Annotated in this window: 8 protein-coding genes and 5 pseudogenes; 8 read left to right on the top strand and 5 right to left on the bottom strand. The window is 66.8% G+C overall.

Annotation, left to right across the window (positions count from 1 at the left end; all coding sequences use genetic code 11):
- From E1211_RS24420 to E1211_RS24410, 3 genes and pseudogenes are all read left to right on the top strand, one after another.
- Positions 1 to 187: pseudogene (locus tag E1211_RS24420) on the top strand (glutamate synthase); the annotation flags it as partial.
- 200 nt (positions 188 to 387) lie between these two features.
- Positions 388 to 912 (top strand): helix-turn-helix domain-containing protein, encoded by a 525-nt coding sequence (locus tag E1211_RS24415; protein ID WP_243709676.1) that lies wholly within the window; start codon positions 388 to 390, stop codon positions 910 to 912.
- Complete coding sequence (locus E1211_RS24410; protein WP_165947337.1) at positions 909 to 2,174, top strand: MFS transporter; 1,266 nt, start codon at positions 909 to 911, stop codon at positions 2,172 to 2,174. Before E1211_RS24415 ends, E1211_RS24410 begins: the two co-directional genes overlap by 4 nt.
- Positions 2,175 to 2,208: 34 nt before the next feature.
- On the opposite strand, the gene E1211_RS24405 is transcribed toward E1211_RS24410, so the two are convergent.
- Positions 2,209 to 3,552: a helix-turn-helix domain-containing protein gene (locus tag E1211_RS24405; RefSeq protein ID WP_132351337.1), complete on the bottom strand. Its 1,344-nt coding sequence runs from the start codon at positions 3,550 to 3,552 to the stop codon at positions 2,209 to 2,211.
- Between the two features lie 1,188 nt (positions 3,553 to 4,740).
- Positions 4,741 to 5,996 (bottom strand): annotated as a pseudogene (locus E1211_RS24400) (IS256 family transposase).
- A gap of 58 nt (positions 5,997 to 6,054) precedes the next feature.
- On the opposite strand from E1211_RS24400, the gene E1211_RS24395 reads away from it, so the two are divergent.
- Positions 6,055 to 6,246: a hypothetical protein gene (locus E1211_RS24395; RefSeq protein WP_132351336.1), complete on the top strand. Its 192-nt coding sequence runs from the start codon at positions 6,055 to 6,057 to the stop codon at positions 6,244 to 6,246.
- A gap of 329 nt (positions 6,247 to 6,575) precedes the next feature.
- On the opposite strand, the gene E1211_RS24385 is transcribed toward E1211_RS24395, so the two are convergent.
- Positions 6,576 to 7,607, bottom strand: a complete 1,032-nt coding sequence (locus E1211_RS24385; protein ID WP_207915495.1) for a kelch repeat-containing protein — start codon at positions 7,605 to 7,607, stop codon at positions 6,576 to 6,578.
- A 555-nt stretch (positions 7,608 to 8,162) separates the two neighbouring features.
- On the opposite strand from E1211_RS24385, the gene E1211_RS24380 reads away from it, so the two are divergent.
- On the top strand, positions 8,163 to 9,251 hold the full coding sequence (locus E1211_RS24380; RefSeq protein WP_132351335.1) for an aldo/keto reductase: 1,089 nt from the start codon (positions 8,163 to 8,165) through the stop codon (positions 9,249 to 9,251).
- 205 nt (positions 9,252 to 9,456) lie between these two features.
- On the opposite strand, the pseudogene E1211_RS24375 reads toward E1211_RS24380, so the two are convergent.
- Both E1211_RS24375 and E1211_RS24370 read right to left on the bottom strand, forming a co-directional pair.
- Positions 9,457 to 10,064: pseudogene (locus tag E1211_RS24375) on the bottom strand (transposase).
- A gap of 524 nt (positions 10,065 to 10,588) precedes the next feature.
- Positions 10,589 to 11,491, bottom strand: coding sequence for a LysR family transcriptional regulator (locus E1211_RS24370; RefSeq protein ID WP_165947336.1), 903 nt, complete (start codon positions 11,489 to 11,491; stop codon positions 10,589 to 10,591).
- A gap of 132 nt (positions 11,492 to 11,623) precedes the next feature.
- Here E1211_RS24370 and E1211_RS24365 point away from each other — a divergent pair.
- From E1211_RS24365 to E1211_RS33960, 3 genes and pseudogenes are all read left to right on the top strand, one after another.
- Positions 11,624 to 12,165: pseudogene (locus tag E1211_RS24365) on the top strand (transposase family protein); the annotation flags it as partial.
- Positions 12,166 to 12,255: 90 nt separating this feature from the next.
- Positions 12,256 to 12,366: pseudogene (locus E1211_RS33965) on the top strand (hypothetical protein); the annotation flags it as partial.
- 25 nt (positions 12,367 to 12,391) lie between these two features.
- The gene (locus E1211_RS33960) at positions 12,392 to 12,598 is read left to right on the top strand and encodes an SDR family oxidoreductase (RefSeq protein WP_371686197.1); all 207 of its coding nucleotides are present in this window, start codon (positions 12,392 to 12,394) and stop codon (positions 12,596 to 12,598) included.
- Positions 12,599 to 12,747: the final 149 nt, after the last annotated feature.

Below are 12,747 nucleotides of genomic sequence, written 5' to 3'. Positions count from 1 at the left end.
CGCCCTGGGGGCGCGAGCAGTGGGACTGGGGCGGGCCGCATTCCTCGCCGCCGACGAGTGTCCCGACGAAGGTCTGGTCCGGCTGGTTGAGTGCATCGCGCTCGAACTGCGGCTGATCACCAGTGCGGTGGGCAAGTATCACGCGGACCAGCTCGCCGCCGAAGATTTGTGGCCAGCCTCCATCTGAGGACCGGGAACGTTACGAACCCGAATCGACCTGAAATCCGTCACGCAGGCGGCCCAGCTGGGCGAGCGTGACGGGCAGCGGCGCGGTGCGGCCGTCTTTGCCAACAAGTATTGCGCAACAGCTCTTGGGGAGATAAACCTTTGGATATGTCTTCTCCCGCTCGCCCTCAGACCATCCGCGATTCGCGGATCCTGGCAGCGATGGCCCATCCGGTCCGGCGGCGTCTACTCGACGTGCTCCGCGCCTACGGTCCCTCCACGGTCACCCATATGGCCGAGCGGACCTCGCAAGCCTCCGGCAACGTCAGCCACCACCTGCGCTTGCTGGCCGCTAGCGGGCTCGTCGTCGAGGCGCCCGAGCTGAGCCGGGACCGACGCGAGCGCTGGTGGCGGCTGGCCCCGATTGCCCTCCGCTGGTCGGCGGCAGACCTCGAAGACGATCCGGTGGCCTACTCGGTGGCCCTCGCTGCCGAGTCGCTGAACCTGGATCGCCAGGTGGAGCTGGTCCGTTCCTGGCTCACTTCTTCAGGGGATGAACGATCACGCTGGGGCGACGGACCGTTCTCCGTGGACTCTTGGCTGCGCCTGACCCCGAACGAGCTTGCCGAGTTCGGTGAGCAGATTACGAACCTCATCGCCGAATGGCAGCAACGCACCGGGACATCCACCGACGGCGAGCGGCAAACCGTCTTCTTCTTCGCCCGTGGCGTTCCGGGGCGGCCGTGAGCGACCGTGTGGTGAGCTCTCCCACCGCAACTTCGACCGGCAAACCCGCGGTAGAGCCGCCGCCCCTACGTCGCGACAGGACGGTCCTTGGCTGGGCACTCGGCGAAGCCGTCTCCAGCATCGGTGACCAGATCTGGCTGGTGGCGCTTGCCTACGCGGCCGTGCAGCTCGGCAGCCCCGCTCTGGCGGGTGTGGTGCTCGCCAGCATCGCCCTTCCACGCGCGGGGCTGATGCTGCTCGGCGGAGTGGTGACCGACAGGTTCGAAGCGCGCGAGCTGATGCTGTGGTCCAACGTCCTACGCGTACTGATACTGCTGGGGGCCCTCGTCGCGTACGAGTCGTGGGGCGTCAGCGCCGCGTTGCTGATCACCGTCGGCGTGCTGTTCGGCGTCGCCGATGCCTTCTACCGACCCGCATCCCAGGCGCTTCCCCGGCAGCTGGTTCGGAAGGAGGAATTGAGCCGGCTTGCCGGGATCCGTCAGTTGCTCATCCGCATCGCCATGCTGGTCGGCGCTCCAGTGGGAGGGTTGGTGATGACCCTGTTCGGCCTCCGTGGAGCCATAATCGCCGATGGGGTGTCGTTCGCGGTGATCGCCGTCGTTCTGGTCCAGGTGCGGCCCCGGTGGGCCCGGGAGCGGGCCCACGGCGGCTCGCTGTGGGCCGACATGCGCGCTGGCTTCGGGTATTTGGCCCGTACCCCACACGTGCGCAGCCTTGTCATCGCTTTGTCCGGGCTCAACGTCTTCGTCTCCCCGGTCGTCGTGGTCGGTGTGGCATTGCGCGCCGATCAAGAGGGTTGGAACGCTGCGGGTCTGGGCTTGCTCACCGGTGCCATCGGCGCTGGTGCCGGCCTCGGTACCCTGCTGGCGATCGTCTGGCCGCAGCGGCGCCCGGTGCTTGCGGCACTGTTCCTGCTCGCGGCGCAGGCGGTCGCCCTGGCGCTGGCGGGTGCCGGAGGCTACGCTATGACGCTTGTCTTGATGGTTGTCGTAGGCCTTACCGCAGGTCTGGCCTCGCCCATGCTGGCGGGGGCCTTCCAGTCCACTGTCGGGGAGAGTTATCTCGGTCGGACCAGCGCCGTGGTCAGCATTACCGATTCGGCGCTGGCCCCGTTGACGTTGACCGCTTTCGGCCTTCTCGCCGCTCAGCTCGGCGTGTCCGTGACCATCGCGGCGTACGGCCTTGCCTTCCTCCTGCTGATTCTGTTCCTCGGCACGCAACGCGAAGCACGGGACGTGCGGTTGACAGGAGCGCGCGAATGAACGCGCCCCCGCCGTAGCCGCGAACCCGTCAGCCCTACGTCGGACAGACCCTGCCCGAACCCATCGGCCCGGCGCGCCATCCGCCCGGAGCTGAAGGTCGAATCAACGCACGCGCCAGGTTCAAGATGCCGAATTGGGCCAGACCCCGTGCCGTTGGCTCCTGCCTGCGGACCAGACCGCGCAGGACCAGACTGTGCACTGACCTGGCCACCTCGCCCAGCGCCCGATTCGCCACCTGCGACGCTTGCTCAAGCGGCCAGGGATCGTGCAGCGTCGCAACGTGGTGCAGGAGGCTCGCCTGCTCGGGCTTCAGCTCGCTGATGGTATTCATCAGGAGAATGCCGAGATCCGTGCCGCCGGGCGGGTGGTTGGGCATCTGCGCCAGGACGAGCGGATCCTCACGGGCGATGCTGTGTATCTCGTCGAGCGAGTAGACGAGCGACCACGCCGCGGCCGCTTCGAGAGCTGAGGGAATTCCGTCCAGCGTCCGGCAGATGTCCACAACCATGCCGATGCTCGACTCGGTGAGTCCGAAGTCGGGGCGCAGTCGCTGGACGTTCGACAGCCACAGACTGATGGCCGGTTGGCTGGTGACCTCAGCCGGCGTCGAGCGTGCGCTGTGCTCGGGCAGCGGGAGAGGCGCAAGGGGCATGACCAGAGCGGTCGGGTCCGGGTACGGTTCCCGGCTTGTGCAGAGGATCCGCAGCGCTGGGCAGTTGTCGAGCATGGCCCGGAGTGTGATCGTGGGGATCCTGGTGGTCTCCTGACCGTCCACAACGAGCAACACGTGCTGAGTTCCGATGGCGGACGCGAGGTCATCGACGGCGGGCACATCGCGGTCGAGTAACTTGCCGATCTGTGCCGCTAGGGCCAGCCGGACGCGGCCGCCGGGCGGGCCGGCTTCGCCGTCCGGCAGCCAGGCGACTATAACGCCGTCCTCCTCGTTGATGGCCCGGCAGGCGGCGAGAGCGAGACGGGTTTTTCCCACCCCCGCCAGCCCAACGAGTTTGACCAGCCGGTCCCGCCCCGACCTTAGGTGATGTAGCAGGAGCTCCAGTTCAGAGTCGCGGCCGACCGTCGGCCCCATCGGCGCCCACGGTTGGCCGGGCTGCGCTGTGAGCAGCCGCTCTATTGTTTCGGTGGCCGACGCCCGACCGGCTGTCATTTCCCAGGTGGTCCGGCGACTTCCACGCAGCCCCATGGCATTGGCCAGCAACTGCACCGTCTCGCGTCGCGGACGTCGAACCTTTCCGAGCTCAAGGTCACGTATCGTCCGGATGCTTACCGTCGAAAGATCCGCCAACTTCTGTTGTGTAAGGCCGGCTGAATTGCGGTAGGTTTGCAGTAGGTCGCCCAATACCATATCGGACTCGGTCACGATTCTCCCCGTTGTATTTCAGTTTTCGATCTGCGGCTCATTCCGATAGACGTACCGTGAACCGCGCCCGGAACTGCGGTGTCCCGTCCCCGGCGCTCATGGGCTGCAGGTCGCCCCTGCCGTCGCGAGTCCCACTGGTGCCCGCCAGGCTCCGGGAGGAGCGACGATGAGAGGTGCTCCGCGTGCCGGTGGATGAGGGCTTCCCTCTGTTGTCGGCTGAGCAGTGGAGCGTGGTGGGCGCGCTTGCCAGTGCGTTTTCCTCGTGTGCACCAGCTTCGTCCGCTGATTGCTTAGGGGCGTTTCGGCCGGGCGGCGGTGCGCGCGTGAAATTCTCTGCCGTGGCGAACAGAATTCCCCTTCAGTTCTCGCCGCGCTGATGTCGCCTCCTGTAAATGTTGCCGTCGGCACCCCGGCGGAAAATTGCAACCTCGGGTAGTCCCGTGGAGTTTCTATCACGGCAGAACGGTTGGTGCTACAGACGCGAATCAATCCCTGCGGAGCGTTGCTCACCCGCCCACCGCACGTCGTGACAGGCCGTAGCCACGCATGCCGATCTTCACCGAGCGCAGACACGTTGCGTAGCTGAAGAGACACCGCCTTGATGTGAGGTGATTTTCGTCACCAATCTCAGTTCGCCCCACTGCGACTAGCCCTTGCATCGTGGCCTGCAAGCTTGAACCTTCCGGGCAGGCGTGTTGCGCTGGTCCCGCCGCGTGGACCTCATGCAGCTGAGGCAGGGCGCCGGCTCTATTCCTCCGCACTCGGGCGTCCCCACGGTCCGGCCTTGCCGGGGCAGAAGATGTCGATCTTGAAGATCCCACAGGCCTTGTTGGCCAATTTCAACCTCGTCCCCATCGGGTCCGAATTGTGTCGACTGCGGCGGTCGGTGGCGGTGATGATCGGGAAGAGCGGACGATGTGATCACTCAGCGGAGCCTAGGGGCGGGTGGCAGCTGGTCGGCTTGGCCTGTCACGGCAGGCCTGATCGTCCTGGTCAGAGCCGCTGCGGCAGGAGTAAGCATCCACGCGACCCGATGTGAGTACCCCTCGTGTCCCCTTGACTACCGCCGCGAAATCATCCTAGTGCGGCAGCCGCCGTTTGAGATCTTGCTGGTGAAGCGGGGTGGACGCGAGACGGCCACCGCGTGAGGGTCTGTCAAACGAACGGTGTAACTCGGGTTGTTGACGGCTACTTGCGGCCTGCGGACAGGCGTCCTTCGAAGGCGATGTCGAAGGCGTTCAGGGCGGGTTTCCAGCGCATGGTCCACCGCCGGCGGCCCTGCCCGGTGGGGTCGAGGCTCATGACCGCGAGGTAGACGCACTTGAGCGCGGCGGCCTCGTTGGGGAAGTGACCGCGGGCGCGGACGGCACGGCGGATGCGGGCGTTGACGCTCTCGATGGCGTTGGTGGAGCAGACGACGGTGCGGATCTCGGCGTCGAAGGCTAGGAACGGCACGAACTCCGCCCATGCCTGCTCCCACAACCTGACGATTGCCGGATACTTCCCGCCCCAGGCTTCGGTGAACTCGGCGAAGCGGGCGCGGGCAGCCGGCTCGGTCGGCGCGGTGTAGACCGGCCGCAGGGCTTTGGCGATGGCGTCCCAGTGCTGCCGGCCGGCATACCGGAACGCCGCCCGCAGCAGATGGATCACGCAGGTCTGTACGACCGCTTCGGGCCACACCTCACCGATCGCGTCCGGTAGGCCCTTGAGCCCGTCGCAGACCACCATGCACGCGTCCGCGACGCCGCGGTTCTTCAGCTCGGTGAGGACCTGAAGCCAGAACTTGGCGCCCTCGCCGCCATCGCCGGCCCACAGGCCGAGGATGTCGCGGGTGCCCTCGACGGTGACGGCCAGGGCCAGGTAGATGGGCCGGTTGGCGACCTTCCGTCGCGGATCTTCACATGCACCGCGTCGAGGAAGATCACTGGATAGACCGGGTCCAGAGGCCGATTCTGCCACTCGGTCATGCCCTCGATCACCTTGTCGGTAATCGTAGAGATCGTCTGCCGCGACACCTCGGCGCCATGCACCTCGGCCAGGTGGGCCTGGATCTCCCCGGTGGTCAAGCCCTTGGCGGACAGCGAAATCACCATGTCGTCCACGCCGGACAACCGCCGCTGCCGCTTGCGCACAATCTGCGGCGTGAACGAGCCGTCGCGGTCACGCGGCACGTCGATCTCGACCGGGCCGACATCGGTGAGCACCGTCTTGGCCCGCACACCATTGCGGGAGTTCCCGCCGTTCTTACCCGCCGGGTCGCCCTTGTCATAGCCCAGGTGATCGGTGACCTCACCCTCGAGCGCCGATTCCAGGACACGCTTCGTGAGCTGCTGCAGCAAACCACCGTCGCCGGTCAGCTGCAGACCCGCCGCACGGGCCTGCTCCACCAGCTGGGCGACCAGCTCCGCGTCGACACCCTCCGCCGGCTGTCCCGGCCCGTTCATCACCACCGCGGCAGTATCCACGGCAGCTATCGATCCTTCAGACATCAGGTGCTGCTCCTTGATCAGCAGTTACACCGTTCGTCGTACAGTCCCAACTACCAGCGGCGTCTGCGTACCCATCGCCAGCGACGTCGACTGCGCCGGCGGCAGCGGCGACGGCCCCGCATACGTCGACGGACCGCTACAGGTCATCGGCCGCGACATCTACGACCTCGACCGCGACGGCGACGGCATCGCCTGCGACAAATGACCCGATCGGCTCCGAGGTGTCCCAGTGGAATTTGAGGCCCCAGCGGCAGTGTCCGAGACGATGGTTGCGAGGTGGGCCGAAAGGACAGCCTGCATGGCATCAGCGGCCGCAGCGCCTCGGACAGCCGGCCCCGGGATGCGTCGTCGTAGGCGTGGACGTCGTACGGGAAACCGCGCGACAGGACGACCCGCCAGCCGCCCGGGCGGCCCGTCCTGCAGATGCGCGACGGACAGGAGTCCCGCATCCATCTGGTTCATCGATCCACGTACGGGGTCGGTGGCCGGACCGCCGGGTCCGGCCACCGACCCCGTAGGCTGGCGCGGCCGAGGTCAGCGCAGTGTGAGGGCTTCGTTCAGGTTGCTGGCGAAGTTGCCACCTGCCCGTGTGCCACCGCCGAAGGTGTAGATGGTGTCGCCGACCGTGGCGGCGCCGAGGCCGTGGCGAGGAGTGGGGAGGTTCCCGGCGGCGGTCCATTTGTCGCGTCGCGGGTCGTACCGCCACACCTCGTCGAACACGTCCGGCGCTGGGCCCTGCAGTTCGCCGCCGAAGGCGTAGATGTAGCCGTCGTGCGCCGCCGCGGCCAGGCCGCCGCTCGGCGCCGGCATCGGCGCCTTCGTTTCCCAGCGATTGGTACGCGGGTCGAATACCTCGACGGTGCCGAGGTTGCGCTGCACGGGCGTGCCGTCCGGGTTGAGGGAGAACTGGCGTCCCCCGATGACGTAGATCTTCCCATCGATGACCGCCGACGCGGCGCTGTTGCGGGCGGTCGGTGCGGGAGCGAGCGTCGTCCACTGGCCGGTCGACGGGTTGAGCATCTCATTGGTGGTGGAATCGACGTGGGTGGTGAAGCTGCTTGCGTCTACCGTGGCCCGGACGCGGCCGCCGATGACGTAGACGCGGTCGTCGACGCTCTCCATCACGAATTCGGCGCGCGGCGCGGGTAGCGCGGGACCGGTGAACCAGCTGTCCTGGGCCGGGGAGTAGACGTAGGTGTCGGCCTGCGCCTGCCATCGGGGGAAGCCCCCGCTGAACCCGCCAACGCCGTAGATTCGCCCGCCGGCCGCGGCCAGCCCGATGTGATGGCGTGCGTCCGGCAGGGTGGCGAGTTGGACCCACCTGTCGGCGGCGGCGTCGTAGGCGTCGAAATGCGCGGATGCTCCGGTGTTCGGGTTGAGGAGACCGCCGGCGACGTAGATCCGGCCGTTGAACGACTCTGGGTAGAGTTCTTGGCGCTCCAGGGCCATCGGGGCGCGGGTCTGCCACCGTCCCGAGGCATTGTCCATGCTCGAGGCCGGCGCGCCGGCACTGAGGAAGGCGGCGAGAGCCACCGCCGTCGTTGTTACTAGTGCGGCGGCCGACAATGCCCGGCGCCGACTGGGATGAGATTTCATGACGGCCTTTCATTCGATCTCCGGGAGCCATGATCAATGGCCTGAACCTTACCATCGGTCGGGCGTGCGCAGACGATTCGAAAATGCTATGTCCGACATGCTTCGTGTGCATACACGCCGGGAATCAACTGCTCGCCACATCCATATGGCGTTGACATGAGGCAAGCATTTTCGAAGTCGTGAACCATGTGCCGTCCGCGGCCGTCCATCCGTGGTCGAGTCGACCGACTCGCGGCGACGCCGAGGAGACACCGTTGGGCATCGGGCTTAGCCTTCCCCAGGATGGGACCGGCCGCCGACGCCGCCGGCGCGACGGAGGACCTGAGATACGGCTCGCCGTGGATCAGCGACCGGCTGCCGAGAAAGGAATGGTAGATGCCCCTCGGTGGAATCCGTCGGGCATGCGTTCCACGCATATCGGCTATAGCAAGAACGCAATATCGATGTTCTGCGGAATGTGGCAAGATCGATACACGAGACATGGCGACCGTCGCCCGGGAATGAAGACGCAAATGGAGAGCAGAGATGACGACACGGCATGCCGATGAGAGGGCGAGTCAGCCGACGCGGCGCCAGGTGCTCGCCGCGGCCGGGCTCGGCGTCGCGGCGGGCATGGTGCCCGCCGACGCCGCCGGTGCCGCCGATTCCCGGCCGGGTGGGCAGATCATCACCCGGGAGATCCCCCGTGGTGGTGGCCGGCTGCCCGCCGTGGGGCTGGGCACCTTCAATACCTTCGACACACTCCCCGGCGCTCCGCGGCGGCATCTGCGCGAGGTGGTGCGCCGGTACTGGGACGGCGGCGCTCGCGTCTTCGACGTGTCCCCGCTCTACGGACGCGCCGAACACAACCTCGGTGACATCGGGCGCGAGCTCGGTGTCACCGACCGGATGTTCATCACCGACAAGACGTGGGTCACCGGGGAATACCTGTGGGACGACGGCCACGCCGAGACCGCTCGCCGGGAATCGGTGCGCCGGCTGCACCGGCGCACGCCCATCGACGTCCTGCAGTGCCACAGCCTGGTCAACGTTGACGTCGTCGTCCCGCTGCTGCACGCCTGGAAGAAGGAGGGCCGGGTCCGGTACGTGGGCGTCAGTCACCACGATCCCGTGTACTTCGGCCCGCTGCTCAACTGGACCCAACGCGGCGACCTCGACTTCGTGCAGGTGCACTACTCCATCCACACCCGTGTCGCGGAGGAGGAAATCATCCCTGCCGCCGCGGCCAACGGCACCGCGGTCCTGGTGAACATGCCGCTCGAGAAGGCGCGGCTGCACGCGGTGGTCGGGAACCGGCCGCTGCCGGCCTTCGCCACCGACTTCGGGATCAGATCCTGGTCGGAATACTTTCTCAAGTGGGTGCTGGGCAACCCGGACGTCACCTGCGTGCTGCCCAGCACCTCCGATCCGGCGCACGCCGCCGAGAACGTCGCGGCGATGCGCGGCCCACTGCCGGACCAGGACATGCGGGCGCGGATGGTCGAGCACCTAGAGTCCGTCCCGGGCTTCGACCAGATCGCCACCATGCCGTGGTACCCGCGAAAGACCTTCTCCGGGGTAATGGCCCGCGAACAGGCCCGTCTCCGTGCCCGCAGCCCATGGTGGGCGTCCTGACGGGCTCAACCCTTGCGCTCATCAACGTGCTCGGGAGACCTCGTGGGTCGGGTGGCGGCTTGGTCGTCCGTATTTGAGGTGTGACCGGCAGCGTTTGGTCGATGAGTACCGCGGCGATGCTGGCAGCGGTGGAGGAGGCGTTGATGCCCCGGCGTTTTACAACCTCGGTAACTGACGGTGTACCCAAGGCGTGTTTCTAAGCCGGTCAGAGCCACTCGGTGATGGTGGTGATGGTGAGTACGGCTCGGAAGCGGACGGCCAGCTTGTCGTATCGGGTGGCGACGCCGCGGTGGCGTTTGAGCGGTTAATGCCGTTCTCGACGGCGGGGCGTAGCCGGTAGAGGCTCTTGTCGAAGGCGGGTGGGCGGCCGCCCATGGAGCCTTTGGCTTTGCGGTGAGCGTCCTGGTCGGTCTTGCTGGGGGTGCAGGCCTTGATTCCGCAGGAGCGTAGATGGGCGCGGTTGCCTCGGCCGGTGTAGGCCTCGTCGGCCAGGACCAGGTCGGGGCGGGTGCGGGGCCGGCCGACGCCGAGTCGGGTCACGTGGATGTCGTCGGCGCAGGCCTGCAACCCCGTCACGATCTGCTGCCAGACACCGGCCCGCTGCCACCGCCGAAACAGCGCGTACACCGCTTGCCAAGAGCCGTAACACGCTGGCACGTCCCGCCACGGCGCGCCGACTCGCACCCGCCACCGGATGTCGTCGATGAGCTGCCGCTTACTCCACTGCGACGGTCGACCCGGACGCTTACCCGCAGGCAGCAGCGGCGCCAGCACCGCCCACTGCACGTCGGTCAGGTCGTGTCGCCTCGTCACCGCTATGGTGGCCGCGAGGTCTCCGGTATTCAGGTTCTTCTTGGTCGATGAACTCTCTACCGGAGACCTCGCCATCTATCGACCCCCGACACGCCGCACCCGACTTCGAGACACGACCTACGGCTTGACGGGTACTGACCTTGCCTTCGTTGTGAACCGTGCACGGTATGCGGACGGCCAAGCCGCGTACCCACGCGAACCCCGGGGCCAGCAACGCGTTGACCGATTGGGCCCGACCGGCCACCGGTCCCGGGAGCGGCGGCGGATCGGCCTCGGTGGACAGGCGTCCGGGCACCCACGGGGTTGACGAGACCGTGACGATCGGCCGACCGCTGCCGATCACTTGCTCACTCAGAGCGCGCCTGGCCGCGCCCTCCTCGGCGATCGATCGGGTGAGGGCCTCCGCGGTGCTGTAGTCGCTACCGAAGGCCAGGCTGATCACGCCGTCGGCCTGAGCGGCGCCGGCCCGTAGGACGTCGAGGTCGGTCAGTTGTCCGCACACGGACGGCCGAGCGCTGCACCGGTCACTGCAATTCGCGGGCGACGGCGATGACTGTGTCACGCAGCCAGCGGTGGACGGGATCCCCGTCCATTCGGGGATGCCAGGCCATGCGGTACACCATTGTACCGATCTCGGACGGCCCAGCCACCATCGCAATCCCTGACAAGTCCGCGTACCTGCCGACTAGCCGTTCCGGGAACGTGAGTACGAGATCCGTTCCCGTCAGCGCGTGCGGCGCGAGCATGTGGAACGGCATGATCGTGCCGACTTTGCGCGGCATGCCCCGCGCCCCGAGGATCTCATCAACAGCCGGCTGCAGGCCATCGACGATATCAACGACGAGATGGCGATAGGTCAGGTACTCCTCCAGGTCGACGCTCTCGCGCCCAGCCAGCGGGTGAGTATCGGCCACCAGGCACACGAACCGTTCCGCAAACAGCGGGGTGCCACACAGCGATGCGGGTAGCTGCGCACCGTAGAAGACGAGGTCCAGTTCCCCGTGGGCGAGTTGCTCGAACGAGCCCCCGTGCCAGGGGCGGAAACACACCGTCGCTCGGGGTGCGGCATCGATGACGCGCCGCGCGAGCGGGATGCCGAGCACCGAAATGCCGTAATCGCTGCCGCCGACCTGGATGCTGCGACGCAGCGTCGCAGGTTCGAAAAGATCACCGTTGAACAGGTCGGTGAGCCCGGGAACGACCACGGCGAGTTGCTCGCGGATTCGCTCGGCGCGCGGAGTGAGGCGGTAACCAGCGGGGCTGCGGACGAGCAGGTCGTCGCCGAGCGTGCGACGCAGACGCTGAAACGCCCGGCTCATCGCCGGCTGACTCAGCCCGGCCCGCTCAGCGGCACGCGTTATCTGCCGCTCATCGAGGAGTGCGATCAAGGGGGGCAGAAGATTGAGGTCAATCCTGGAGAGATCCATTGCGCGCATACTGCAGCGTAGGCAGTACATGCCTAGCGTTCCAAAGGGGAACGATCTCTAGATGCTGCGTTGCCGGTGGCCCGCGGTATCGTCGAGCACGGCGGCCACGAGCACGGCGAGGGCGGCGTGCCGGCCGCAGCCGCCGAAGACCTGGCCACCGCGATGCGGCGCATCCGGCGACTGGCGTACGCGATCCTGGACGGCACCCTGATTCCGATCGACCGCGTCGCCGACCAGCAGCCTTCCTACTCCGGCAAGCACCAACGGCACGGCGTGAACGTCCATGTCGTCACCGACGCTGCCGGCCGGCTCGTCTGGGCCTCACCGGCACTGCCGGCTCGGCGCACGACCGCACCCCCGCCCGCATCCACGGCATCATCGACGCACCGACCAGCGCAGACGTGATGACTTGCCGACAAGGGCTACTAGGGCGCCCGGGGCAGCGTGCGCACAACGATCATGCCGCGCCGCTCCCGGCCGAGGCTGTCACGCCGACAGTGGGCGATCAACCGGGCCCACGCAGGGAGTCCGTGCCCGTGGCGAGCGCGCCATCGCCACGCTCAAAACCTGGAAAATCCTGACCAAGCTACGCAGCTGCCCACGCCCGCGCCACCGCGATGGTGCAGGCCATCCTCGTCCTGCACCACATCGAAACGAACCGCTACCCAGGATGAAAACTGTTCATTGATCAACAAAACAGATGCTGCAAATCAAAAGGATGAATTGGATGTGATGCTGGCCAGTAGAGAGACTCGGTCTGGCGGATGAAGGACACGGGTCAACGGAGGCTCGACATGGGCAAGGCACAGCGCGTAGCGATCGTCACCGGCGGCTCCCGAGGCATCGGCCGGGAAATCGCCCAGCGGCTCGCCGAGGTGGGTTACGCCCTCGTCATCAACTATGCGCGAAGCAAGGCCAACGCGGACCGGACCCCTGGCCTTCCTGGCCGGCGCCGGCGCCGCGGCGATCGCATTCCAGGGTGCCGTCGGCGACGAGAACGCTGTCAGCGCAATGTTCGACGCCGCAGAGCGGAAGTTCGGCGGGGTCGATGTGGTGGTGAACATGGCCGGGATCATGCCGATGGGTCCGCTAGTAAATCTGCACTGAAGACGTTGGGCATTAGGGCTAACTTGATCTTTAACCTCCGAGGTTACTGTCGGGGCCCCGGCCGATCACGGAAACAGCCCTTGGTCGATGATCTTCTTGTCTAGGGAAGAACATCAATAACCAAGGGCTGTTCTGGTGATCAGTGTGCA

The organism is Micromonospora sp. 15K316 (genome assembly GCF_004348525.1).
In the GTDB taxonomy this organism is placed as follows: Bacteria; Actinomycetota; Actinomycetes; order Mycobacteriales; family Micromonosporaceae; genus Micromonospora.
The sequence above is the reverse complement of the archived record's forward strand: the minus strand, read 5'-3'. Positions and strand labels throughout refer to the sequence as shown.